The following is a 24,103-nucleotide window of genomic DNA, read 5'->3' as shown; positions in this document are numbered from 1 at the left end:
CGAAACGCCTCTAGCTCAGGGGTAAAGGAGATCGCTGGGTGAAGCGAATCAGGCGGCTAGGACTGATGTTTATCTGCGGGCTGGCGATCGCGGTGGCGCTCTCGTGGGGAAACAGCGGCCGGGCAGCAGCCTACTTCCCCCTAGCCTCCCAGCCCCCAGCCCCTTCTCTCTACGCTCAGGCCAATCAGGCCGAAGCCGCCACCGAAGCTACCGCTCCCCCCCCTGAACCAGGCAGCCTCAAACCCTTCAATGAGGTTGTCAACGGGCTCACCGTATCGACAGGGCTGTTTACGATCTACCACGATCTGCAGCACAATCGTGCCCTGCTGGGGCTTAAGCCCAACCAGCTAAACCAAAATCTGCTGTTTATGGCCAGCCTGGAGTCGGGGCTAGGAGAGTTAGGCCTATTTAGGGGCTGGCCCGTCAACGATTTAATGATTCAGTTTCGCCAGATTCCCGACAACCGCATCCAGGTGGCAGTCCCCAACGTATACTTCCGCGACCCCCAGCCCCAGGCTCAGCGCCTGCTGCGAGAATCCTTTGGCGACTCGGTGCTTACGACTCTGCCCATTCAAGCCATCCACGACGCAACCGGCGAAATTCTGCTCGACCTGAAAGATTTTTTGATCAGCCGCGACCCAGTTAACCTGTCAGCGCAGTTTCCCTGGGCCCTGGGCAGCTATGCGGTCAGCGCCGAGGCGTCATACCTGGGGCCGGTCAAAGCCTTTCCTAACAACGTGGAACTCGAAGCGGTGATGGGGTTCTCGGGCGGAGGCAGCACGGCATCGCCCTTTTCCCTGGGGCTCAGCAGCCTGCCCGACAGTCGTGGGTTTAACCTGCGGGTGCGCTATAGCCTGTCGGCCATTCCTAACCACTCCACTTTTCATCCTCGCCAGGCCGATGAGCGCGTAGGCTACTTTATCACCGCCTACCGATCGCCAGGTCGACCCGGCATTTCAGATCCTTTTGTGCGCTACATTCACCGCTGGCATTTAGAAAAGCAGGACCCCGCCGCCGCCCTCTCCCCGCCTAAAGAGCCGCTGGTGTTCTGGCTTGAAAACACAACCCCTGTGGAGTACCGGGCCGCCATCGCCGACGGCGTGAACTGGTGGAATGCCGCCTTTGAGCGAGCCGGGTTTACCCAGGCAATCGACGTACGTCAAATGCCCGACAACGCCGATTGGGACCCAGCCGACGTGCGCTACAACGTCATCCGCTGGTCAGACTCGCTGTCCCCCTGGGCTAGCGGGCTGGGGCCAGCCCGGGTCAACCCCCTGACTGGCGAAATTTTAGATGCCGACATCATTCTCGATGCCAGCATCGTGCGCGACCTGACGCTGGAGTACGACACCCTGGTGACTGGGGCGGCCCCTACAGCGACGTCTATGGCCGGCGGACTGAGTCCCTGTGGCCATCCCCTGGGCGATCGCCTGATGACGCGCCTGTCTGCAAGCACCGACCGAGCTCAGGCCAATGCGCCGATCGACATGATGGACTACTGCTCAGGCCTTCGAGGCCTCCAGACCACGGCCTTTGGGTCCCTGGCCGTCGCCACGCTAGCGCCACCCTTCTCTAGCCGCGAGGCCAAGCAGACCTATATTCAGCAGTATCTGCGGGTGCTCACCGCTCACGAAGTGGGGCACGTGCTGGGGCTAAGGCACAACTTTTTGGGCAGCACGCTGCTGTCTCCCTCGGCATTAAACAACCCGGCTATGACCCAGTCCGAGGGCATGACCAGCTCAATTATGGACTACTTACCCCCCAACCTGGCCCCCCCCGGCCAGCCCCAGGGGGACTACTTCCCTACCCAGTTAGGTCCCTACGACCTGTGGGCCATTGAGTACGGCTATCGTCCGGTCAGCAACCCGGTTACCGCCCAGCGCGAGCTTCAGCCCATCGCCAATCGCGCTGGGGCCGCTGAGCTAGCCTACGCCCCCGATGAAGACGTCTATGCCATGCTCGACCCCCTGGCCAGCGCCTGGGATATGAGCAACGACCCGCTTGGCTATGCCGAGGGCCAAATGGCGATCGCAAAAGCAATCTGGGAGCGCCTGGACTGGTATTCAGTTAACCCTGGCGAGGGCTACGGTCAGCTGCGGCAGCGGGTCAACCTGGTCTTTTTTCACTACGACATGCAGGCCACCATCATCGCCAACTACATTGGCGGGCAGCGCTTTACCCGTACCGACCCCTGGAGTTCTGGCGGGCAGGCCCCCTTTGCACCGATCGCGGCAGCGGAGCAGCGGCGCGCCCTGGCTGTGCTCAACCAGCGGGTGTTTGCCCCCGACGCCCTAGCGCTATCGCCAGAGCTAATTAACCGCCTCGCTCCCGATCGCTGGATGAACTGGGGCCAGGACCCCTTCGTAGATCGCATTGACTACCCCATTTACGATCGCCTGTTATTTACCCAGGCCTTTACGGTCAGCAATTTGCTAGACGGCTATCGCCTGCTGCGGCTGCGCGATGGCGAGTTCAAGCAGCCCAGCGGCGAGGCATTTACCCTAGCAGAACTGTTCGAGACTCTGGGGCAGTCCATCTGGGCTGAAGTGCTCAACCCGCCCGCCCAGGCAACGGCCATCTCCAGCCTGCGTCAGGGGCTCCAGCGACACCACTTAAATACCCTAACCAGCCTGGTGCTGCGCAACCACGGCTCTGGGGAAGGAGTCACCGACCTGCTGGGGTTTGTAGCCCAAGAATTTACCTTTGGTGCGCCCGAAGAGGCTCGGGTACTGGCTCGCTATCAGCTCGGGCAGATCCAGGAAGCGATCGCCCGCCGCCTCAGCCGCCAGGGGCAGCGGCTTGACATCGCCACCGTAGCCTACCTAGAAGATGCCAGCGATCGCATTGTGAAGGTGCTCAATGCCCCCCTACGAGGTCAGTAGCTCCAGCCAGAGAATCTATAAAGATTCGATGATTTTCCCTAAAACGCAGCCAAATACCCCGTCCCCCAAGGTGGTATTGTGGATCGGGTCAATGTAGCATTGGCTTTTTATCGGTCACGGTTACCTTTCAATCGTCACGCTAACGAATGGCAGTCCTTAGCCTGTCTGCCCAGTTTAGCCAAGCCCTTTAGGCTAACGGAAGCCGTTGCCAGGGTCGCTGTCTACTGCTTCAGGACTATCATTACCTGGGCACACTAAATTCACTGGCACACCAAGTCCAGCTCAGGATCTGGCGTTTTCCCACCAGCAAAACTCCACTTCTGGACTTGAATTTGGTTTATTTTGGTCGTTCCGCGGGTTATTCATGCTGAGTGCGTTAGTCGCTTTCACCCTTTCTCCCCTGTTTGCTCAACTTCCCCCCGGCGAGGTTACCCCTACCCCCGAAACCAAAACGGTCGTTATCCCCCGCGATGGCAGCTACGCCGAGGTCATTCGCTACCAGGAAGTGCGACCTCTCCCAGGCGGCCTAGACGACATTCCAGTCTTTAACAGCAACAGCCCCGAGGTCGTGCAGCAGAACGGCATTCTGCTCTCCACCTTCCCCAAAGACGGCATGGCCTCCCCCGAGGCTCACCTCGACTACGCCTTCAACGGACGCTTCGACATCTTCGCGCATCACATTGCTCGGGGCGTAAACCCTGACGATCGCCGCACCCTGTTTATGGGTGTAGTGGTTTACAACCCCGGCACCGAACCTGTCGACATCACCATTCACCAGGGGGTGAGCTACCTCAGCCAAGAAGCTCCCTTCATCGACCTGCCCGAAGCCCGCCTGAGCACCAACGGCAATGTCTACGCTGGCCCCGGCAGTCGCACCACCACCGATATTCTGCGCGGGGCCAATCAGTCCCACTGGCCCGATCGCATTACGGTGCCACCAGGTCATGTGCAGCTGTTGATGAATACCCCCATTCCTCTGCGCCAGCTCACGGTGCCCGTCAACGGCAGCTATCCCCAGGGCAGCGCGATTCCTAAACCCCCGGTGCGCCCGGTTACCCTCACCGCCGCCGATGCCCAAATTAACCCAGAGACCGGCGAAAACGGTCTGGCTGAGCCCCCTCGCCCAATCGCGCCGCGCCCCATTCCCAGCAATGGTCGCACGGCCATGATGTATCTTTCGAGCAGCGGTCCGGTGCATGTAGCCAGCCTCGCGCGCTACGCCGATCTGCTACCCAATGGCAACGAGCGCGTGCCGACCCTGCAAGACTGGCTCCAGGTGCTCAAGCAGGGCAGACTGGCCGGCCCCCGCGACATTCCCCCCTCCGACCCAGAGACCTACCGCTTTGGGCGGTTTTACTATGGTCGAGTGGCAGGGGTCGCCAAGGGTGCCAACTGGAAGGCCACTGTCACCGACTCTCCCGATACCGATGTGCTGACGATTCCGGCACCGGGCAACGCCTTCTCCTACGTCATTAGTTCCGTAGACCGCAACACCTTTGGTACTGGGCAAATTCAGAGCGCCCCTATGGTCGCCCGCTATCCCGATACAGCCTACCGCGCCCACGGCAACTACGGCGTGCGCTACAGCCTCAAGCTCCCTTTTTACAACAACCGGGGCACTGAGCAGACCATCACCCTCAAGTTTCAAACCCCCATGCGCGACGAAGATCTCGTTCAGGGGCTGCGCTTCCGTCGGCCACCCGAAGATCGCGTTTTCTTCCGGGGCACCGTGCGGCTGAAGTTCAAAAACCAGATGGGTCTAGAACGTACCCACTACGTTCACCTGGTACAGCGCCGGGGCCAGGAAGCCGAGGCCCTGCTGAGACTCAATATTCCCGCCGAGGCTCGCCAGGATCTTGAAATTGATCTGGTCTATCCCCCCGATGCCACCCCGCCTCAGGTCATCACCGTTCTCAACGGCGGTATTCCTGAGGTATTTGAGGCCGAAACTATCGAAATGCCTCCCTCGCCAGCGCTCAGCCGCGATCTCCAGCGTCAGCTCTAATTTGCTGCTGGTGAGCCTTTGGCCGTGCCAGTCAGAGCGGTTAGACAGGGGTTTTCAGCCGCTCTCGAACCGGTCTCAATCAAGCGCATTCCAAAGCTTGTCGGGTACGGTGCGGGGCTTACGCGAAACCAGGTTGGGCTTAAATAGGGCCGGATCTGAAGCTTCATCGACAGTTAAGAACCCCGCGCTGAGCAAATTGTCGAGCGTGGTCTGTACGGCAGCGGGCTCTGCCTGAGTATGGGCCACAATATCGGCCAGGGATGCCCCCCGCTGACGCACCAGCCAGTTCACCAGGGTGCGCTCTGCATCGGGCAGCACCAGCAGGTCGGTCATGGTTTTTGGCCCGGCACTGGCGGCAGGCCGCTGTCGGGGGGCGGGGGTTTCCCCGTGGTCGGGGTGAGTCATGGGGCTACTCCGCGGCAGTGAGTTGGCGGGCGACAGTATGCACCTCCTGGCTAAACGCGTGATCGGGATGGTGCAGCCAGAAAATGCCGCCGCTGGCTAGCTGCAGCATTTCGTCGTTTTCATAAAACAGGCCGCCAACAGGCACACCATACTGGGTCTGCACCTTGTCAATCAGAGTGGCGCGCGGGTAAATATCGGGAGCTTTATTGACCAACAGGGTGATGTCGGGCACATCGAGCTTCTGAGCGACTTCCAGGGTGACGGCGGTACCCAAGAAGTCCTGGCGATCGGGCCGCAGGATGATCACCATGCGATCGGAAATCGCGATCGACAGCAGAGTTTCCTCATTTAAACCGGGGTGGGTATCAATAAACAGGTAGTCGAGGTTGAGCTGGTCGATCAGGTCGTGAAAGCCATCGTTGAGCAGACCCACGTCGTAGCCTTCCCGCAAAATCTTGGCGATTTCGCCAGCCTTGAGGCTAGAGGGAACCAGGTACACCGTACCGCTAATATCGGCGGGAGTACCGCTAGCGGTAACGACATGGCTGGTGACATCGTAGGCGGCATCTTTAGCGCTGCATTTGTCCCACAGGTAGTCATTGAGGGAGTGGGTGAAGTCTTCTTCATCGAGCCCAAATAGCACGTGAATACCGGGAGATTGAATGTCGGTATCCACAATGGCGACCCGCTTGCCCTGGCTGGCCACAGCCGTAGCAATATTGGCTGTTAAATTCGATTTACCGGTACCTCCGCGAAAGGAGTGAATCGAAATAACCTGCGTCATGGAACTCTCACCTCTGCCAGATAAACAACGGGATTCTCGGAATTGTATTCAGGCTGCCCACCTTGGGGCCGGTAGAACTGGATTTAGTATGGGAACAATAGTCGCGAAACTAACGCGCCGCGTGAAATTCTTATGGAAAAACTCACCTATGCTCCAGGCGATGTAATTTACCGGGAAGGGGATGAAAGCCAGCAGGTTTATTTAGTCAAATCGGGCCGCATTGACCTGGTTGACACCTATCCAGAGACTGGTCAGGTAGTGGCAAAATCGTTAGGGCCTGGGCGAGTTTTTGGTGAAGTAGAACTAATCGATCGCCGTCCTCGATCGTCAACGGCTCAGGCCAAAGAAGAAGCCAAAATTGTGGTTTTTTCCCACGACGAAATCATGGATATGGTATTTGAGAATCCTGAAAAGAGCTTGATCTTGGCTCGCGATGTGTTTGACCGCCTGCGGCAGCTCTACAGCGCTGACAGCCTAGATGGTGAACTCACTAAGCTGCGCGAAGAGATGCATGAAACCATCAAATCGGCTGTGATTAGTCATGAATCCCGGGTGGTTAAAAGCCACAACGGCATGGCGGCGATCGCAATTCCAGTTGTGCTTCTAGTCGCCATTGTGATAGGCATCCAGGTGTACCTGCACTAGCGCCACCTTATAGTTCAATCGCCTACATTCATTCTTACAAAAAGGGCTGCGAAACAATCTAGCTTCGTAGCCCTTTGTTTACTTAGGACTAGCTTTAGCAGCCAGAGGGCAGTCTAAACAATAGTGCTCTCTAATATTTCCAGGCCAGATAGATGACAGAGGCAAAGGCGATTAGAGTAGCGATGCCAATATAGACCATCTTAAACTCGTGGCCTTCAATGGCATGCTCCAGCTCTTCGTTAAGGTCTTGGCGAAACTGCTTTAGCTTGTCGCCAGCCTGAGGATCGTTCAGCGGTTGATAGGCGCGTTTTACCATTGTCTTCGCTCTCAGATATGCCCAGTCAGCGTACCCAATAGACCTCTAAAAATCACTGCATGTGGCCTGGTAGCCATTACTTTCTTAAGGGAATCTTAGGGACAACTTTTGATTAAAACGGTTTAGTCTGTTCGTCGCTCTACCTAAATACTCTGGGAAGCATGACCCTTAAAGCCATTGCCACCAAAACCAATACCTACAGTTTGGCCGCCGCAGCACTGCTGCTGGCCAGCGGATGGGGAGTTTACGCCCTGCGATCGCAGCTCACCCGCCCAGCCCCGGCTCCGGTAGCGACAGCCCCAGCCCCAGTTCCCACGGTTGCGGCCCTGGGGCGCATCGAGCCCACCTCATCGGTGATTAAGCTGTCGGTAGCCAATGCTCAGGACAGCCGGGTAAACCAGCTGCTGGTGCAGGAGGGCGATCGCGTTGAGGCCAATCAGGTAATTGCGACGCTGCAGGGGATTGAAAAACTCCAGGCTGAGGTGGCTGAGGCCGAGCAAAACGTAGCGCTCCAGCGCACCAAAGTCGCTCAGGCGCAAACCGCTACCGCCACGCCCAGTGAACAAACGGCTCAGCAAGCTACTATTCGCCAGCTTGAAGCCGAACTGCGGGCTACCGAGCAGCAAAATCAGGCGGCGATCGCTGGGGCTACGGCCACTCTGCGCGAAGCTCAGACCAGCTACGATCGCTACCGCCAGCTCTACAGCCGTGGGGCCGTCAGCGCTACCGAGCTAGACAGCCGCCAGAAAACCCTAGATACCGCCCGCGCCAGTTTGCGCGATGCGGAAGCTCAGCTCGCGGGCGATCGCCAAACCCTGAACGCTCAAATTCAGTCGGCCACAGCCAGCCTGGATCAGCTGGCCGAAATTCGCCCGGTTGATGTCACTGTCGCCCAGGCCGAGGTGACCTATGCCCAAAGCCAGGCTGAGCGAGCCAGGGCTGACCTGGAAGATTTTTACGTGCGAGTGCCGGTGGCAGGGCAAATTTTGCGCGTCAACACCCGCGTCGGCGAGCGAGTTAACCCTGACCAGGGCATTGTCGACCTGGGGCAGACCGAGCAGATGGTGGTCATTGCCGAAGTTTACGAGACCGATGTACCCAAGCTGGCGATCGGTCAGCGAGCGGAGATCACCAGCGAAAATGGTGGCTTTACCAACACGCTGCGGGGTGAAGTGGAATCGATTGGGCTGCAAATTCGCAAGACCGACGTGCTCGACTCTGACCCAGCTGCCGACAGTAATGCCCGCGTAGTAGAAGTCAAAATCAAGCTAGATTCTACAGCCAGCCAGCAGGTGGCGGGACTCACCTATATGCAGGTGCGGGTCAAAATTCAGGTAGATTAGCGGGCCGGTACGGCCACTCTTCTCTTGGCACGAGAGGTTTTAACGATTGAAGCCGCATTCTTTACGATGGGCGATCCATGGTCTTTGGTAAGTTACCCCTACCCCGCCGGGAAAAACCCCTGGCCTGGTCCCAACTTTCCCATCAGCGGGTGAGGCTGTTAGTAGCGCTATCGGGCATCTCCTTCGCCAACATCTTAATCTTCATGCAGCTGGGGTTTCGCTCGGCTATGTTTAGCGGCACCACCAACGTGCCCGCCAGCCTGGATGGCGACGTGTTTTTAATCAACGAAACCAGCCAGTTTCTCGGCAATGAAACCTTTGATAAGCCCCAGCTCTACCGGGCTGCTGCCGTGCCGGGAGTGGCCACAGCTCGACCGTTTTACTACAGCCCCGCCAGCTGGGTAAACCCCGACAATCGCAAGACGACCAACATTACCGTTATCGCGATGAACCCGGCTCAGCCGGTGATGGCTGTGCCCGCCATCAACGATCAACTGGCTCTGGTAGAGCAGAGCGATCGCATGCTGTTTGACGTCAAATCGCTGCCGTCTTTGGGGGCCATCACCCAGGCCTTCACCGCTGGCCAAGACACCCCGATTGAGGTGCAGGGCCGCAAAATGCGAGTGAATGGCACATTTGCTTTGGGCAGCAACATCTTTAAGCGCGGTCATATTGTGATCAGCGATGTCAATTACCTGCGCCTGTTTGGGGCGACCCAGGCCAACCAGCTCCATGCCGGAGTGCTCAAGCTCGAACCTGGGGCCAACATCCAAACAGTTATGGCTGAGCTAGAGCGCACCCTGCCCGAGGAAATTAGCGCGCTCAGCCATACTCAGCTGATCGAGCTGGAGGAGAGCTATTGGGCCAAAGAACCGGCAGGAATTATCTTCGACTTTGGCACCATTATGGGGTTTGTGGTGGGGGTGGTAATCGTCTACCAGGTGCTGTATTCCGACGTTAACGACCACCTGTCGGAGTACGCCACCCTCAAAGCGATTGGCTATTCTGACCGGCAGCTCCTGCTGGTGGTGTTTCAGGAGGCTACCATCCTGGCGGTGCTGGGGTTCATGCCCGGCATTCTGTGCTCGCTGGGGCTCTACAGTTTGCTCAGCAACCTCACTGGAGTCGCGGTGCTGATGCGCCTGGGGGTGGGGCTACAGGTGTTTTCGATGACGCTGGTGATGGGGGTGCTGTCAGCGGCGATCGCGGTGCGCAAGCTGCGATCGGCTGACCCCGCCGACGTGTTTTAGGAATTTTGTAGTTCAGCATTTGGGTTTTGGATTGAAGAGGCCGCTATGGAACCTGTCGTCAATATCCAGGGATTGCACCATGCTTTTGGCAAAGGTTCTTTGGCCAAGCCAGTGCTAATCGACATCAACCTCGCTATTCAGCCGGGCGAAATCGTGATTTTGACGGGGCCTTCGGGCAGCGGCAAGACCACGCTGCTGAGCCTGATGGGTGGACTCAGATCGGCCCAGCAGGGAAGTCTCAAAATTTTGGGCCAGGAGCTGTTGGGAGCCAGCAAACAGCAGCTGGTTCAGCTGCGCAGCCGGATCGGCTACATCTTTCAGGCCCACAACCTGCTGGCCTGTCTGACCGCGCAGGAAAACGTGCGCATGGCCCTGCGCCTGCAGCCGAATCTCTGCTACGACGAGCGCACGGCCCAGGCCACCGCCATGCTGGCCGCCGTGGGGCTGGGGCATCGGGTCAACTACAGGCCAGACAATCTTTCGGGAGGGCAGAAGCAGCGGGTGGCGATCGCCCGCGCCCTGGTTACCCAGCCCAAACTCATTTTGGCCGACGAACCCACCGCCGCCCTGGACAGCCAGTCGGGGCGCGAAGTGGTGCAGCTCATGCAGCGCCTAGCCCAGGAGCAGGGCTGCACCATTCTGCTGGTCACCCACGACAACCGCATTCTCGACATCGCCCACCGCATTATTCACATGGAAGACGGGCGGTTGATTAGAACCGAAAGCCCTGCTGCTGCCGTTGTTCAGTGAGCAGTCTATCGAGCGGTTATACCATTATTTGAACAAGATAGCCGCTCAGGATGGGGTAGCAAAATTGCTCGGCTCGAACCAGGCCTAGCGCCGCTAGAGGGCTTTTCGCCCCGGCGCTTTCTAAACCGCACCAGCTGTCCCTGTTGTTCCAGGCTGTTGAGCAGGCGCGTCACGCTAACCCCACTGCTGGAACTTAGGGAATAGTCAGGCCCTGGGGTGGCACCAGCACCGACTCGGTAGTTCCCCAAAAGCTCAAAATTAGGTTGGCTACCGAATGGGGGGAATCGGCGTGAAAGAAGTGGCGACCGGGGCAGAGGGCGATGCGATCGCCCGCCTTCAGCCACGGCTGCCACCCCTGAATCTGGGCCGGGTCAACCACAAAATCGTCTTCGCCGCCGCACACCAGCAGGGGCACTACCACGCTACCGGGGCAGAGGCTAACCCGCTTCAGCAACGAGTGGGGCGACACCGAGTGGAGCAAATCTTGCTCTAGCACATTGACCCAGCCGGACACCAGGGGCCGCGCCTGATGGCCCAACAGGCTGTAAACCATTTGGCTAAGCACCCGCTGTCGACTGCACGGCAGTCGTTCGAGCTGGGCGTAGTAGTGGGCCTGCCAATCAATCATGGGGTTTACGCCCACCGCCAGCAGGGTTAACGATTTCACGCGGTGGGGATTTTGGCGAGCGTAGAGCAGCCCCACCAGCCCGCCGGTACCGTGACCCAGCAAATGTACCGGACGGTCGTGGCCTTTGAGATAGTCGTGCAGCAGGGTGACGGCAATGTCGAGCGAACTGGGTTCTTCTGGGGTTTGGCGATAGGCCCAGTGGGCCACTTCCACATGGCGGGCCAGGTTGACCAGCAGCTTGTGGTCAAACCGCTGAAAGCTGGGGCTAACGTTGAGCCACACAGCATCGGGACAGGTTGATAAAGTCATGGGATTTAGAATAGTGGGCTGTTACAAAGAGGCGGGCAGCTAAAAACTGACCCTACTTAAAGCCGCATTGGGCAGTGCTCACCGTAAAAACGTCTAGAAACGTTTGAATAGGAGCGGCAAAAATTCTGCGCCTTGCGAGATAGGTTAAATTCCAAAAGCTAATCGCAGCTGGGCCACCCAGGCTTTAATGCGGCCCTCCGTTAGCTCGGGCTGATTGTCTTCATCAATGGCCAACCCAACAAACTTGCCGTTTTGTACGGCTTTAGAATCGCTGAAGTCGTAGCCCTCAGTGGGCCATTGACCTACGGTAGTGGCTCCCAGTCCAGTCATTTTTTCGGCCAAAATACCCATGGCATCTTGAAAGTTGTCGGCATAGCCTACCTGGTCACCTACTCCAAAGTAGGCCACCTGCTTGCCACTAAAGTCAACATTGTCTAGCTCGTCGTAGAAGCCTTCCCAATCGGCCTGTAGTTCACCAATGTTCCAGGTGGGACAGCCAATAATCAGGTGGCTATATTCAGCAAAGTCGTCAGGCGTGGCGCTGGCAATGTCGTGAAGCGTAACGGTGTCGATCCCAAACTCGGCCTGAATTGCCTCTGCGATCGCTTCGGTGTTGCCAGTTTGGGTACCAAAAAACAGGCCAATTTTAGTCATTACAGCCGTACTTCCAGATTAAGTTGAAGAGAAAAGGGGGGCAGGATGTTGGAGCCCTATACGCCCCCCAAGAGAGGAGAAGTTAACCCAACACTACTGAGGTCGTCTCAACACAGGGCTTATTGAGAAAAAAACTCAATAAGGAGATTTGACCACAGATCGGAATCATTCTCAATAGATTAAGGTTAAGTTTTGCTAAGGCAGGCGAAGTGGCCAGCCCCCCCCCAGGGTTGCACTTGAATGGGCAAACTCAGGCTGCGTTCATCCACCCTAAGGACGCCTGGTGGGGACTTTAGGGAGTTGTAGTTAACAGCATTCTATTGACGCTTAGTCGCAACAAAAATGAACGACCGCGATCGCGCCTGTTGCCCTAAACCAGAGGCAATCGCGGCCTCAGTTCATCACCTACCCGTCGCTGAGCCTGAGCTACTGAGAGAATTCGTACTCACGGATTTCCAGCCGGCAGCCATCCTCCATGTTGAGGGCGCGCTTGATGGGGTTAATATCCCTAAACCCTTCCGACCCACGCTGTCTGAGGCTGGTTTCAAAGCGATCGGCAAACTCGGATACGCAAGGGTTGTGGCTATTGCCTAAGCGCTCCAGGCTCACCAGGGCGGTATCCATGTCCCAGACGTCAACAGCGGTGTAAAGCTGCTCCCACAAGCGGTTCTCCTGGCTGTTGGTCGACATCTGCATCTGGTGGCGATCGAGAATGCGGTAGGCCAGCCAAAAGCTAGCGCTGAGAATGGCCGCCATGCCGAGCGAAATCAAACAGCCCGCCAGAGGATTGCGTCGGTTAAACCCCTCCGGCACTGGCGGCGCTGGTTCAGCATTTAGCCCCGTGTAGTACTCCACAAAGGGCGGCATCTGATCGAGCAACCAGACCTCAATGCCCTTGGCCTTAATTTGCTCCACAACCTCGTAGATCGCGTCTAGGTCGGCTGCTGGGGTGAGCCCGGCAATCACCGGTTGCTGGTCAGGAAAGTCGGGCTGGCGCGCCTGAATGGTGTCAACAGCCGCCCACAGGTCAGATGGTGCGAGGCTGGGCGGGCAAAAGATGGCGTAGACAGGGGTGAGCAAATCAACTACGCCGCCGTCGGGACAGGGCACTTGCCGGTGAACACTGTGGCCATAGTCTTCGAGCCAGCGCTCTAGCGCGGTTCGAAGATCTTCTGAATTGGCAAACTCTATGGCAACTGTCACAGTCAGCTTGGGTTGTAGTGTAGTTTATATGTACTGATTTTATCTGATATTGCCTCGGGCAGCGGCATTGAGTCAGTGGAACTCATTTCCGCCCCGTTGTTCTGAAATGATAGAGCGATTTTTTTCAGCGGCTTCGCTAATTTTGCCGATTTTTAGAACCAGTCATTTGCCGATGCCGGTCCTGAGGCTATAGAATAAGTTAAGTATTGTAAATATTTTCTAAGGAAAGACTATTTCGCTTTCGTTTTTAGCCCCATGTTCGCATTCAGGAGGATTTATCTAGCCTAAACCCCACCTAGTCCTACGGTTCTCCCCACTGCGGGGTATGCATGCCTCTACGTAAAGTATTACTAAGTACAAACCCCTGTCGTATCTCTACATCCTGGGTTTGGCCCTGGCTACGGCCTCTCATCTGCAGCCGCAGCCAATTACAAGCTAGAGCTTACTCAGTTAGTTCTGGTCTTTCCGTTGCTCCTCACGAAACTGGTACCGACTAACCACCATGTTTGAACATTTCACCAACACCGCCATTGCCGTCATTATGAAGGCCCAGGAAGAGGCTCGTCGGCTGCGCCACAACTTCGTGGGCACCGAGCAGCTGCTGTTGGGGCTGATCAAGGAGGAAGCTACTCTGTCGGCCAAGGTGCTGGGGGAGTTTGGGGTCAACCTAAACGATGCCCGAGCCGAGGTCGAAGCCATTATTGGCCGGGGCAGTGGTAGTGTACCGCCCGAAATTCCGTTTACGCCAAAGGTCAAGCAGGTTTTTGAACAGGCCTTTCAGGAGGCTCGCAAGGTAGATTCGCCCTATATCGAGCCTGCCCACCTGCTGCTCAGCCTTTGCCAGAATACCGAAAGCGTTGCCTACCGAGTGCTGACCAACCTTGGCGTAGACCCGGCCAAGGTGCGCACCCGCATTATTCAAGAGCTCGGTGAGGTGGCAGCGCTACCCACCGGGCGTCGCGGCAGCGATCGCGACAGCACCCGCAAACAAGGCAAAATTTTGTCTGAGTTTGGCACCGACCTGACGGCGGTGGCCGCAGCAGGCAAAATTGACCCCGTTGTCGGTCGCGCCAAAGAAATTGAGCGGGTGGTGCAAATCTTGGGCCGCCGCACCAAAAACAACCCCATCCTGGTGGGCGAGCCGGGCGTGGGTAAAACCGCGATCGCCGAAGGGTTAGCCCAGCGCATTGCCAATCAGGACGTGCCTGAAGCGCTGCTCACCAAGCGCGTGATCAGCCTGGATATGGGTTCGCTGGTTTCGGGCACTCGCTTCCGGGGCGACTTTGAGGAGCGCCTTACCCAGCTAGTTCAGGAAGTGCGCGAAGACCCCGATGTGGTGCTGGTCATTGACGAAATTCACACGCTGATTGGCGCTGGCTCCCTGGAGGGCGGCCTGGACGCGGCCAACATGCTCAAGCCCGCCCTGGCGCGGGGTGAGATGCAGTGCATTGGGGCCACCACCCTCGACGAGTTTCGCAAATATATTGAGCGCGACGCGGCCCTGGAGCGGCGCTTCCAGCCGGTGATGGTCGATCCGCCTTCGGTGGACGAGACCATTGAAATCTTGTACGGGATTCGCAGCCGCTACGAGCAGTTCCACCAGGTGAGCCTGACCGATGAAGCTTTGGCCGCCGCCGCCAAGCTGTCGGACCGCTACATCAGCGATCGCCACCTGCCCGACAAAGCCATTGATCTGATCGACGAGGCGGGTTCTCAGGTAAAACTGCGGTTTATGCCCAAGTACCCCTCTAAAGAGCTGAAGCAGCAGCTGCGTCAGGTCAACAAAGAACTTGATGAAGCCATTGAGCTGCAAGATTTCTCGAAGGCTAAGGCCCTGCGGGAGCAGCGGCAGGATCTGCTGCAGCAGCTGCAGGCCGATATTCCTGAGTACGGCGAAGCCGAAGCCGGTAGCCTGCCGCCCCAGCCCGTGGTGGACGAAGAGAACATCGCCGATATCGTGGCCGCCTGGACGGGCATTCCGGTCAACCGCATGACCGAAACCGAGGCGGTGCGACTGCTGCACCTTGAGGATGTGCTGCACGAGCGGGTGATTGGGCAGAACGAGGCCGTAGTGGCCGCCGCCAAGGCAATTCGGCGGGCGCGATCGGGCCTGGCCAGTGCCGATCGCCCGATCGCCAGTCTGGTGTTCTCTGGCCCCACTGGGGTCGGTAAAACTGAGCTGTCTAAGGCTCTAGCCGTAGCGCTGTTTGGCTCCGAAGACGCCATGATCCGCCTTGACATGTCGGAATTTATGGAAAGCCACACGGTGTCCAAGCTGATCGGGTCGCCTCCCGGATTCGTCGGCTACGACGAGGGCGGTCAGCTGACCGAAGCGGTGCGGCGGCAGCCCTACAGCGTCATCCTGATGGATGAGATTGAGAAGGCGCACCCCGAGGTCTTTAACCTGCTACTGCAGGTGCTCGATGACGGTTTGCTGACCGACTCCAAGGGGCGATCGGTGAGCTTTAAAAACACGCTGATCATCATGACCTCTAACATTGGCTCGCAGGTGATTGAGAAGGGCGGCACCGGCCTGGGCTTTGACTTTGCCACCACCGATGCGGCCACCAGCCAGTACATCAACATCCGCAACCTGGTCAACGAGGAGATGAAGCAGTACTTCCGTCCCGAGCTGCTGAACCGCATCGATGAGATCATCGTCTTCCGTCAGCTCACCCGCGACGAGGTGAACCAGATTGCCGACCTGATGCTGGAGCAGGTCAACCGTCGCCTGGCCGACCGCCAGATGATGGTGACCCTATCCGATGCCTTCCGGGCTCGCCTGGCGACCGAGGGCTACGACCAGCGCTACGGGGCTCGCCCGATGCGCCGCGCCATTGCTCGACTGGTCGAAGATGCCCTGGCCGAGGCCATCTTGGTCGGCACCCTGGAGGAGGGCGATCGCGCTCAGCTAGACCTCGACGACGAGGGCAATCCGATCGTCACTCCAGTCCGCCAGCCCGCTCTGGTAGGATAACCCTGGACGTTATCCCCAGCCCGCCCCCATGGTAAACCTGCCCCCCGACCAGCCCAATCAGCCCGATCCAATCCGCCCCGCTACCGGATCGCCTTCCCAAGGCAACCGGATCCTGGATTTTGACGAGCTGCTGGCGGTGGTGCTGGCCTTTGTCGGTATAGGCTCCATCCTGTGGTGGGGCCTGAGCCGCAACTCAAACCTGTGGGCCGGAGCCGACCTGCTGCAGCGACGAGCCAATAATCCACCGGCAGTTGGGCTACCGGAAGCCGAGGCAGAGACCGACGACTTTGAACCACGGGTCTTAGAGCGAAGCGATCGCCCCCGCGAAGATGTTCCCGATAGCGCCGTGAGTTCCGACCTGGATGGCGAGACCCGGCGTTCTGGTGCGGCTGTGCGCGACGAAGCTGTTCTCGTTCCGGCGGTCCCCAATACGGCCCCTGCCGCTCCAGCCACCGACGCCGCAGAAACCACTCAGCCCCTCGATATTTCCGATGTTCCCCCCACTCACTGGGCCTATCCTTTCATCAAGCCCATGTTTGACCAGGGGTACCTGCCCGACTTTCCGGAGAGCGGCTTTCAGCCTGACCAGCCCCTCACCCGAGCTGAACTAGCGGCCTTGATTAGTCAAGCTTTTGGCGATGCGCCGCGAGAGGGCTCGGTAATTGCTTTCACCGATGTGCCCGACAGCTACTGGGCGGCTCCGGCGATCGCCAACGCCGTCAGCCAAAACTTTATGAACGGCTATCCAGAGGGTGATTTTCGCCCCGACCAAGCGGTGCCCCGCTACGAAGTGCTGGTGTCTCTCGCCACGGGCCTCAACCTGGAGCCGTCGCCTGCCCCTGAGCAAACCCTGCAATCGTTCGTGGATGCTGGGCCTCTGCCCGAGTGGGCCAGAGCCAAGGTGGCCGCTGCTACCGAGAACGGCCTGGTGGTGAACTACCCCAGGCGCGACCAGCTCAAACCGGCCCAGGCGGCGACCCGCGCCGAGATTGTGGCGATGATTCACCAGGCGCTGGTAGAGCGGGGCGAGCTGCCTGCGGTGAACTCAGAGTATGCCGTGCCCTGATTCTCTATGCCTTGATCCCACCGTCTGATAGACTGAGAAGTCGAGGTGGGGAACGCTAAAACCCATTAAATATAGGCAGTTTGGAGGATTGATCCCGTGGAAAGTACCCTCGGTCTTGAGATTATTGAGGTTGTCGAACAGGCTGCGATCGCGTCATCCCGCTGGATGGGCAAGGGCGAAAAAAATATCGCTGACCAGGTGGCCGTAGAAGCCATGCGGGAGCGCATGAACAAGATTCACATGCGCGGTCGCATCGTGATTGGCGAGGGTGAGCGGGACGATGCTCCTATGCTCTACATCGGGGAAGAAGTCGGCATTTGCACCCAGCCAAACGCCAAAGATTTCTGCAACCCCGACGAACTGCTTGAAATTGACATCGCGGTTGACCCCTGCGAAGGCACCAACCTGGTAGCCTACGGCCAAAACGGCTCGATGGCGGTGCTGGCGATCTCTGAAAAAGGAGGCCTCTTTGCGGCCCCCGACTTCTACATGAAGAAGCTGGCGGCTCCGGCCCAGGCCAAGGGCAAAGTTGACATCAACAAGTCGGCCACCGAGAACCTCAAGATTTTGGCCGAGTGCCTCGATCGCGCGATCGATGAGCTAGTGGTTGTAGTCATGAAGCGCGATCGCCACAACGACCTGATCAAAGAAATTCGCGATGCCGGGGCCCGCGTCAAGCTGATTGGCGACGGTGACGTGGGTGCCGCCATCTCCTGCGCCTTCTCGGGTACCAACACCCACGCGCTGATGGGCATTGGCGCTGCCCCTGAAGGGGTGATTAGCGCCGCCGCTATGCGCTGCCTGGGGGGCCACTTCCAGGGGCAGCTGATCTACGACCCGTCAGTGGTTAAAACCGGCCTGATTGGGGAAAGCAAAGAGGCCAACATCGCTCGTCTGAACGAAATGGGCATTACCGACATCGATAAGGTCTACGATGCCCATGAGCTAGCCTCTGGCGAAACCGTGCTGTTTGCCGCTACCGGGATCACCTCCGGTGAACTCATGAACGGGGTGCGCTTCTTCCACGGCGGCGTCCGCACTCAGTCGCTGGTCATCTCCAGCCAGTCGAAGACCGCCCGCTTTGTGGATACTATTCACATGGTTGACCAGCCCAAGTCTCTGCAAATTCGCTAGATACCTACGCTAATTTAACGAATTCAGCGCTAGGCGAGGCTGATTGCAAGACCTCTCTCTGCCCCCCTTTACAATTAGGGGGCAGAGGGCAACTTTTTATAGCGAGCGAGGACCGAGAGAACATCTAAAACTCGGCCAAGATGGCTCTCGCCAGTGCAGGAAACGTTCAGGTGATAGCCTCCAATTCGTTAACCTAGAGATGCGGGTTCTTCGCATCTTTTTTTTGGGCTATGTTCACAGTTTTTGATGGACTTTTGTTGAGTTTCCTTGAGTCGAGCCCTATTTATCTCTAAGTTCAAACATATTGGCAATTGTGTACGGTGTAACCCTTGACCCCAGCTCACCCTGGCAAACTTGTGGCCCTGGTAAGGGGGCTGCCGACACCATAAATTAGGTGACTTAATTAAACGCGTGGAGGAAGAATGAATATCGCCGTAATTGGCCTGAGCCACAAAACCGCCCCGGTACAAATTCGCGAAAAACTTAGCATTCCGACGGCTCAGACAGGTGATGCGATCGCCCATCTCACCCACTGCCCTCACATCGACGAAGTCTCTATTCTCAGCACCTGCAATCGGCTCGAAATTCACATCGTTACCGAGGCCACCGAGCAGGGCATTCGCGAAGTGACCCAGTTTTTGTCTGAGCACAGCGGCCTACCCCTCTACGAGCTGCGCCAGCACCTGTTCATTCTGCTGCATCAGGATGCCGTTAACCACCTCATGCGCGTTGCGGCGGGCCTCGACAGCCTGGTGCTGGGCGAAGGCCAAATTCTGGCTCAGGTGAAGCACGCCCACCAGCTGGCCCAGCAGCACAAGAGCATTGGCCGGGTGCTCGATCGACTGCTCAAGCAGTCGCTCACCGCCGGCAAGCGGGTGCGCAGCGAAACCAGCATTGGCACCGGGGCCGTTTCGATTAGCTCCGCCGCCGTAGAGCTGGCCCGCATGAAGGTGCCACACCTGAACAGCTGCCACGTCAGCATTTTGGGGGCGGGCAAGATGGCGCGCCTGCTGGTGCAGCACTTAGTTTCTAAAGACTCCTGCACTATCACCATTCTCAACCGCACTATTGATCGGGCCAACGAACTGGCCAAGCAGTTCCCCGATGCCAACATTCGCACCGGCACCCTCGACGCCATGCTGGAGACGGTGGAGGCCTGCGACGTGGTGTTTACCTGTACTTCGGCCACCGAGCCCATTCTGGATCGCGACAACTTGGCTCCGCTGGTCAACAACCGCACCCTGATGGTGTTCGACATTTCGGTGCCCCTCAACGTTCACACCAACGCCAATGAGCTGGACAACGTCCACGCCTTTAACGTCGATGACCTGAAGGCCGTGGTGGCCCAAAACCAGGCCAGCCGCCGCCGGATGGCGATGGAGGCCCAGGGGCTGCTCGACCAGGAGGTGGAGAGCTTTATGGACTGGTGGCGATCGCTCGACACCGTCAGCACGATCAGCAGCCTGCGCAGCAAAGTCGAAACCATTCGTGAGCAGGAGCTAGAGAAGGCCCTATCGCGACTGGGCAGCGAGTTCGCTGAAAAACACCAGGAGGTGATCGAAGCCCTCACCCGCGGCATTGTCAACAAAATTCTCCACGACCCCATGGTGCAGCTGCGCGCCCAGCGCGACATCGAAGCTCGCAAGCGCGCGATGCAAACCCTCCAGGTGCTGTTTGACCTGGAGACCGCCTCTAACGAAAAGTACAGCTAGCAGCCAAGAAAGTCTGGGGTTGCTAGTCGGCCTAGACCCCGGAGGTTTTTGAAACCTCCGGGGTCTTTTGCTTGGGTGTAAGATATCGAGCATCCTTACCTTCGATTGAGCGGCTATGACAACTCCCTTTCGCGCCAGTCCCTTTCGTGTCGGTGTGGCGGGTCCAGTGGGCTCGGGCAAGACGGCCCTGGTAGACAGCCTGTGCAAGGCGCTGCGCGATCGCTACTCCATTGCCGTGGTCACCAACGACATTTACACCCAGGAAGACGCCCAGTTTTTGGTACGTAGCCAGGCGCTCAGCCCCGATCGCATTGTCGGGGTCGAGACCGGCGGCTGCCCCCACACCGCCATTCGCGAAGACGCCTCGATGAACCTGGTCGCCATTGAAGATCTAGAGGCCCGCTTTCACCCGCTGGATCTGGTGTTTGTGGAAAGCGGCGGCGACAACCTGGCCAGCACCTTCAGCCCCGAACTGGTCGATTTAACCCTCTACGTCATTGATGTGGCCGCTGGCGACAAGATTCCCCGCAAGGGCGGGCCGGGAATCACCAAGTCAGACTTTTTGGTAATCAACAAAATTGACCTGGCTCCCATGGTGGGGGCCAGTCTAGAGGTGATGGAGCGAGATACGCGGCAGATGCGGGGCGATCGCCCCTTTGGCTTCACCAACCTCAAAACTCAGGAGGGGCTAGCCACCATCATCGACTTTATTGGCTACCACGCAGCGGCAGATCAACCAGCAACCCTGACCAGCCGTTGAGATCATGCAGGCGATCGCTTGGGCCAGCCCAGGAACTAGCGATGTTGATATCGAGTCGCCGCTAAATTCTCTGGGCCGCAAAAAAGGCACCCACTTAGCCGACTAATGGCCGTAAGCCCCCTAATTTCAAGGCGATCCCCAAGTTCTAGAACAGCACCAGCTGGGCCTTCTCTTGCGGGTTATCGAGCAAAATCTGTCTCACGACGGTTGTCAACGTTTTCGGAGCGGTGGAAACGTTACAAAAAAGTTGGGCTTTTTGGTATCAAACACTACACTTAGTTGTCCATTACTAACCCTAATATCCACTCTGACGGTCTGCGTAAATTTTCGGTTAAACACTCTTCCCATTAAAGTGAGTCAGGAGCGAGGTTGAATGGTAACTCGATTTAATCGGCGTAAGTTTTTGGTGTACGGGTCTGCGACCCTGGGCACCTCTATGCTGCTAAAGGCTTGCGGCAGCAGCAGCACCACCGATACCGGGGCTGCTGACGGCGGTACCGAAGCAGCCGCTGGCGACGGAGAGACTGTCAAGGTCGGCATTCTGCACTCCCTCAGCGGCACCATGGCCATCAGTGAAACCACCGTTGTGGATGCTGAGCAGCTGGCCATCAAAGAGATCAACGCCGCTGGCGGCGTTTTAGGCAAGCAAATTGAGGCCGTAGTAGAAGATGGGGCCTCTGACTGGCCCACCTTCGCAGAGAAAGCCGAAAAGCTGATTGACCAGGACCAGGTTGCTGTAGTGTTTGGCTGTTGGACCTCAGCTAGCCGTAAGGCCGTGCTGCCCGTGTTCGAATCGAAAGACCACATGCTGTGGTATCCCGTGCAGTACGAGGGTCAAGAGTGCTCCAAAAACATCTTTTACACCGGGGCCGCCCCCAACCAGCAGATCGAGCCTGCCGTAGACTGGCTGCTGGAAAACAAGGGCACTGACTTCTTCCTGGTTGGCTCTGACTACGTGTTTCCCCGCACCGCCAACACCATCATCAAAGAGCAGCTGGCGGCTAAGGGCGGCAATACCGTGGGCGAAGACTACCTGCCCCTGGGTAACACCGAAGTTACCCCGATTATCACCAAAATCAAAGCGGCTCTGCCCAACGGTGGCGTCATTTTCAATAGCCTCAACGGCGACAGCAACGTAGCCTTCTTTAAGCAGCTGCAGGGTGCAGGCATGGGCCCTGACCAATACCCGGTGATGTCGGTGAGCGTGGCTGAAGAAGAAGTGCGCCAAATCGGCCCCGAGTTTTTGACCGGCCACCTAGCCTCCTGGAACTACTTCCAAACCGTAGAGACGCCCGAGAACGAGAAGTGGGTAGCCGACTTCAAAGCTGAGTTTGGTGAAGACCGAGTCACCAACGACCCCATGGAAGCGGCCTACATCATGGTTTACCTGTGGAAGCAGGCGGTGGAAGCCGCAGGCACCTTTGACATTCCTGAGGTGCGGGCGGCAGCCTACGGCCAGGAAATGGCTGCCCCCGAAGGCCCCGTTACCATGAACGCCAACCACCACCTGTCTAAGACAGTGCGGCTTGGGGAAGTGATGGACGATGGCATGTTCAATATCGTTTGGGAGACCGATGGTCCCATCGATCCTCAGCCCTGGAACCAGTTTGTGCCCGACACCATCGGCTTTGCCTGCGACTGGTCTGACCCAGCTAAGGGTGGCAAGTTCGAGATCTAAGGTTGGGCTGTAGCCGCGATCGCGGCGCTGTCGAACGAACGTTTGGCGGGGATGCAGCAGGCTGTGTCCCCGCTGTCTGTATAGACACCCCTAAAGCCTGGGCCAAACTTTTTTCTGCTGACCTCTAAATTGACAGTTCATTAAGGAACTTAAGCGTCTTAGCTTAAACCTTTTAGGCTTAAGCTTTTAGCACGTTTTAGAATGTTTGGTTCTCTTATTTTGGGCTTAGTCATTCTTTAACCATGACTCAATCGAATTAGGGCTGGCACGGTTTGCAGTGGAACCCTGAAACAAGGCGAAACTGTCAAACATGGACATTTCTTGCTGTAGGGCTGCGTTTAGTATCTCTATGACGTTTGAGCCTGGTATCCATCAGGATTGATTAATTTTTTAGTGCGTTCTGTGTTGTTCTTAAATCGGTAAACGCTGTGTTGGAAGGCTTGATTGGCGGCCTTTTTAATGGCATTAGCATTGGTGCGGTGCTGTTGATTGTGGCCTTGGGCTTAGCCATTGTGTTTGGCTTAATGGGGGTCATCAACCTGGCCCACGGTGAACTGATGATGTTTGGGGCCTACACTACCTTCGTAGTGCAAAATGTGGCCAAAAGCATGGGCGGTATAGCCCCCGATCTCTACATTTTTGCGGCTCTACCGCTGGCATTTTTAGTGGCGGCGCTGCTGGGGCTGCTGCTAGAGCGCACCGTCATTCGCTACCTGTACGGGCGACCCCTGGAGACGCTGCTGGCCACCTGGGGGGTGAGCTTAATTTTGATTCAGTTCATCCGCAGCGTGAGCCTGCCGATGGTGATTGGCCTGGTCATGTTTGCGGTGCTGTTCTTGGTCGGGCGTTGGGTGCTGACTCGCTACACCGATTGGGAACGCATTCAGTCGTGGGCTAACCCTGTGTTTTTAGGGCTTTCGGCCGCCATTTCAGTCTTGGCCTGGGTGCTGATTAGCAGCGGCACCAGCGCCGCCTTTAGTCGGGCCTGGTTTAGCACCCGCAATGTGGATGTGACACCGCCGAGCTGGCTAAGGGGCGGCATTTCGGTAGGCGACACGCTGCAGTTTCCCTCGGCCCGGTTGTTCATCATTGTGCTGACGGCCCTCTGCCTGGTGGCGGTGTACTGGTTTCTCAACGGTACGGCCTGGGGGTTGCGCATTCGCTCGGTCACCCAAAATCGCGGCATGAGCGCCTGCTTAGGCATTCCCACCGGGCAAGTTGACGCGATTACCTTTGCTCTGGGCTCTGGCCTGGCGGGCATAGCGGGGTGCGCCGTGACGCTGCTGGGCTCGGTCGGTCCCAACCTGGGGTCGAACTACATCGTTGACGCCTTTATGGTGGTGGTGGTGGGCGGAGTCGGCAAGCTAGTGGGCAGCATTGTGGCGGCGCTGATTATTGGCGTGACCAGCTATCTGGTCGGGTCTGGCACGATGGCGCTGCTGTTGCCATCGACGGCGTTTTTCCAGCCCGCCATTGCTTTCTTTACGTTCTTTGCCACCACGAGCATGGCCAAGGTCATGGTGTTTGCGCTGATTATTGCCTTCTTGCAGGTGCGGCCCGCTGGGCTGTTCCCGCCGAAGGGTCGTTCGGTGGAGCTATAGG

The 24,103-nt window shown here is 57.8% G+C and carries 19 protein-coding genes; 13 read left to right on the top strand and 6 right to left on the bottom strand.

Features of this window, described 5'->3' with window-relative positions:
- The first annotated feature begins 38 nt into the window (after window positions 1-38).
- Together ACQ4N7_RS10075 and ACQ4N7_RS10070 are read left to right on the top strand one after the other, a co-directional pair.
- On the top strand, window positions 39-2,882 hold the full coding sequence (locus ACQ4N7_RS10075; RefSeq protein WP_430711474.1) for a zinc-dependent metalloprotease: 2,844 nt from the start codon (window positions 39-41) through the stop codon (window positions 2,880-2,882).
- A 364-nt stretch (window positions 2,883-3,246) separates the two neighbouring features.
- The gene (locus ACQ4N7_RS10070) at window positions 3,247-4,887 is read left to right on the top strand and encodes a DUF3370 domain-containing protein (protein ID WP_430711473.1); all 1,641 of its coding nucleotides are present in this window, start codon (window positions 3,247-3,249) and stop codon (window positions 4,885-4,887) included.
- 75 nt (window positions 4,888-4,962) lie between these two features.
- Here ACQ4N7_RS10070 and ACQ4N7_RS10065 read toward each other — a convergent pair whose 3' ends face one another.
- Together ACQ4N7_RS10065 and ACQ4N7_RS10060 are read right to left on the bottom strand one after the other, a co-directional pair.
- Window positions 4,963-5,292 (bottom strand): hypothetical protein, encoded by a 330-nt coding sequence (locus ACQ4N7_RS10065; protein WP_430711472.1) that lies wholly within the window; start codon window positions 5,290-5,292, stop codon window positions 4,963-4,965.
- A 4-nt stretch (window positions 5,293-5,296) separates the two neighbouring features.
- The gene (locus tag ACQ4N7_RS10060; RefSeq protein WP_430711471.1) at window positions 5,297-6,076 is read right to left on the bottom strand and encodes a MinD/ParA family ATP-binding protein; all 780 of its coding nucleotides are present in this window, start codon (window positions 6,074-6,076) and stop codon (window positions 5,297-5,299) included.
- A gap of 132 nt (window positions 6,077-6,208) precedes the next feature.
- Between ACQ4N7_RS10060 and ACQ4N7_RS10055 the strand changes: the two genes are divergently transcribed.
- Entirely contained in the window at window positions 6,209-6,721 is a 513-nt protein-coding gene (locus tag ACQ4N7_RS10055) for a cyclic nucleotide-binding domain-containing protein (protein ID WP_106922281.1), read from the top strand.
- Window positions 6,722-6,851: 130 nt separating this feature from the next.
- Here ACQ4N7_RS10055 and ACQ4N7_RS10050 read toward each other — a convergent pair whose 3' ends face one another.
- Window positions 6,852-7,037: a hypothetical protein gene (locus tag ACQ4N7_RS10050; protein WP_106872213.1), complete on the bottom strand. Its 186-nt coding sequence runs from the start codon at window positions 7,035-7,037 to the stop codon at window positions 6,852-6,854.
- A gap of 161 nt (window positions 7,038-7,198) precedes the next feature.
- On the opposite strand from ACQ4N7_RS10050, the gene ACQ4N7_RS10045 reads away from it, so the two are divergent.
- The 3 genes from ACQ4N7_RS10045 to ACQ4N7_RS10035 all read left to right on the top strand — a co-directional run bounded on the left by ACQ4N7_RS10045 (window position 7,199) and on the right by ACQ4N7_RS10035 (window position 10,380).
- Entirely contained in the window at window positions 7,199-8,380 is a 1,182-nt protein-coding gene (locus ACQ4N7_RS10045; RefSeq protein WP_430711470.1) for an HlyD family efflux transporter periplasmic adaptor subunit, read from the top strand.
- Window positions 8,381-8,457: 77 nt separating this feature from the next.
- Window positions 8,458-9,630, top strand: a complete 1,173-nt coding sequence (gene devC / locus ACQ4N7_RS10040) for an ABC transporter permease DevC (protein ID WP_430711469.1) — start codon at window positions 8,458-8,460, stop codon at window positions 9,628-9,630.
- A 45-nt stretch (window positions 9,631-9,675) separates the two neighbouring features.
- Window positions 9,676-10,380: a DevA family ABC transporter ATP-binding protein gene (locus ACQ4N7_RS10035; protein ID WP_430711468.1), complete on the top strand. Its 705-nt coding sequence runs from the start codon at window positions 9,676-9,678 to the stop codon at window positions 10,378-10,380.
- Between the two features lie 193 nt (window positions 10,381-10,573).
- Here the strand turns inward: ACQ4N7_RS10035 and ACQ4N7_RS10030 are convergent, their stop codons facing one another.
- The 3 genes from ACQ4N7_RS10030 to ACQ4N7_RS10020 all read right to left on the bottom strand — a co-directional run bounded on the left by ACQ4N7_RS10030 (window position 10,574) and on the right by ACQ4N7_RS10020 (window position 13,174).
- Complete coding sequence (locus ACQ4N7_RS10030) at window positions 10,574-11,317, bottom strand: alpha/beta fold hydrolase (protein WP_430711467.1); 744 nt, start codon at window positions 11,315-11,317, stop codon at window positions 10,574-10,576.
- Window positions 11,318-11,461: 144 nt separating this feature from the next.
- The gene (gene fldA / locus ACQ4N7_RS10025; RefSeq protein ID WP_430711466.1) at window positions 11,462-11,971 is read right to left on the bottom strand and encodes a flavodoxin FldA; all 510 of its coding nucleotides are present in this window, start codon (window positions 11,969-11,971) and stop codon (window positions 11,462-11,464) included.
- Window positions 11,972-12,397: 426 nt separating this feature from the next.
- Entirely contained in the window at window positions 12,398-13,174 is a 777-nt protein-coding gene (locus tag ACQ4N7_RS10020; RefSeq protein ID WP_430711465.1) for a hypothetical protein, read from the bottom strand.
- 502 nt (window positions 13,175-13,676) lie between these two features.
- Between ACQ4N7_RS10020 and ACQ4N7_RS10015 the strand changes: the two genes are divergently transcribed.
- From ACQ4N7_RS10015 to ACQ4N7_RS09985, 7 genes are all read left to right on the top strand, one after another.
- Window positions 13,677-16,151: an ATP-dependent Clp protease ATP-binding subunit gene (locus ACQ4N7_RS10015; protein WP_430711464.1), complete on the top strand. Its 2,475-nt coding sequence runs from the start codon at window positions 13,677-13,679 to the stop codon at window positions 16,149-16,151.
- A gap of 28 nt (window positions 16,152-16,179) precedes the next feature.
- A complete protein-coding gene (locus tag ACQ4N7_RS10010) occupies window positions 16,180-17,217 on the top strand; it encodes an S-layer homology domain-containing protein (RefSeq protein WP_430711463.1) in 1,038 nt (345 codons plus the stop codon).
- A 96-nt stretch (window positions 17,218-17,313) separates the two neighbouring features.
- Window positions 17,314-18,351 (top strand): class II fructose-bisphosphatase, encoded by a 1,038-nt coding sequence (gene glpX / locus ACQ4N7_RS10005; protein WP_430711462.1) that lies wholly within the window; start codon window positions 17,314-17,316, stop codon window positions 18,349-18,351.
- 422 nt (window positions 18,352-18,773) lie between these two features.
- Window positions 18,774-20,063: a glutamyl-tRNA reductase gene (locus ACQ4N7_RS10000; RefSeq protein ID WP_430711461.1), complete on the top strand. Its 1,290-nt coding sequence runs from the start codon at window positions 18,774-18,776 to the stop codon at window positions 20,061-20,063.
- A gap of 115 nt (window positions 20,064-20,178) precedes the next feature.
- Window positions 20,179-20,823, top strand: a complete 645-nt coding sequence (ureG, locus tag ACQ4N7_RS09995) for an urease accessory protein UreG (protein WP_430711460.1) — start codon at window positions 20,179-20,181, stop codon at window positions 20,821-20,823.
- Window positions 20,824-21,196: 373 nt separating this feature from the next.
- Window positions 21,197-22,501, top strand: coding sequence for an urea ABC transporter substrate-binding protein (gene urtA, locus ACQ4N7_RS09990; RefSeq protein ID WP_430711459.1), 1,305 nt, complete (start codon window positions 21,197-21,199; stop codon window positions 22,499-22,501).
- 431 nt (window positions 22,502-22,932) lie between these two features.
- Window positions 22,933-24,102 carry an ABC transporter permease subunit gene (locus ACQ4N7_RS09985; protein ID WP_430711527.1) on the top strand — a complete coding sequence of 390 codons (1,170 nt, stop codon included), beginning with the start codon at window positions 22,933-22,935 and terminating at the stop codon, window positions 24,100-24,102.
- Window position 24,103 lies beyond the last annotated feature (1 nt).

Origin of the sequence: Nodosilinea sp. AN01ver1, from assembly GCF_050565655.1 — a bacterium.
In the GTDB taxonomy this organism is placed as follows: domain Bacteria; phylum Cyanobacteriota; class Cyanobacteriia; order Phormidesmidales; family Phormidesmidaceae; genus Nodosilinea.
Note: the sequence above shows the minus strand (reverse complement) of the source record. Positions and strands in the feature narration are given on the sequence as shown.

What these genes read in the sequence shown, in the direction of transcription:
- urtA (WP_430711459.1), top strand. Translation starts at nt 21,197, where the DNA reads ATGGTAACTCGATTTAATCGGCGTAAGTTTTTGGTGTACGGGTCTGCG.
- ACQ4N7_RS10035 (WP_430711468.1), top strand. Translation starts at nt 9,676, where the DNA reads ATGGAACCTGTCGTCAATATCCAGGGATTGCACCATGCTTTTGGCAAA.
- ACQ4N7_RS10050 (WP_106872213.1), bottom strand. Translation starts at nt 7,037, where the DNA reads ATGGTAAAACGCGCCTATCAACCGCTGAACGATCCTCAGGCTGGCGAC.
- ureG (WP_430711460.1), top strand. Translation starts at nt 20,179, where the DNA reads ATGACAACTCCCTTTCGCGCCAGTCCCTTTCGTGTCGGTGTGGCGGGT.
- ACQ4N7_RS10045 (WP_430711470.1), top strand. Translation starts at nt 7,199, where the DNA reads ATGACCCTTAAAGCCATTGCCACCAAAACCAATACCTACAGTTTGGCC.
- fldA (WP_430711466.1), bottom strand. Translation starts at nt 11,971, where the DNA reads ATGACTAAAATTGGCCTGTTTTTTGGTACCCAAACTGGCAACACCGAA.
- ACQ4N7_RS10010 (WP_430711463.1), top strand. Translation starts at nt 16,180, where the DNA reads ATGGTAAACCTGCCCCCCGACCAGCCCAATCAGCCCGATCCAATCCGC.
- ACQ4N7_RS10070 (WP_430711473.1), top strand. Translation starts at nt 3,247, where the DNA reads ATGCTGAGTGCGTTAGTCGCTTTCACCCTTTCTCCCCTGTTTGCTCAA.
- ACQ4N7_RS10060 (WP_430711471.1), bottom strand. Translation starts at nt 6,076, where the DNA reads ATGACGCAGGTTATTTCGATTCACTCCTTTCGCGGAGGTACCGGTAAA.
- devC (WP_430711469.1), top strand. Translation starts at nt 8,458, where the DNA reads ATGGTCTTTGGTAAGTTACCCCTACCCCGCCGGGAAAAACCCCTGGCC.
- ACQ4N7_RS10015 (WP_430711464.1), top strand. Translation starts at nt 13,677, where the DNA reads ATGTTTGAACATTTCACCAACACCGCCATTGCCGTCATTATGAAGGCC.
- ACQ4N7_RS10030 (WP_430711467.1), bottom strand. Translation starts at nt 11,317, where the DNA reads ATGACTTTATCAACCTGTCCCGATGCTGTGTGGCTCAACGTTAGCCCC.
- ACQ4N7_RS10055 (WP_106922281.1), top strand. Translation starts at nt 6,209, where the DNA reads ATGGAAAAACTCACCTATGCTCCAGGCGATGTAATTTACCGGGAAGGG.
- ACQ4N7_RS10000 (WP_430711461.1), top strand. Translation starts at nt 18,774, where the DNA reads ATGAATATCGCCGTAATTGGCCTGAGCCACAAAACCGCCCCGGTACAA.
- ACQ4N7_RS10065 (WP_430711472.1), bottom strand. Translation starts at nt 5,292, where the DNA reads ATGACTCACCCCGACCACGGGGAAACCCCCGCCCCCCGACAGCGGCCT.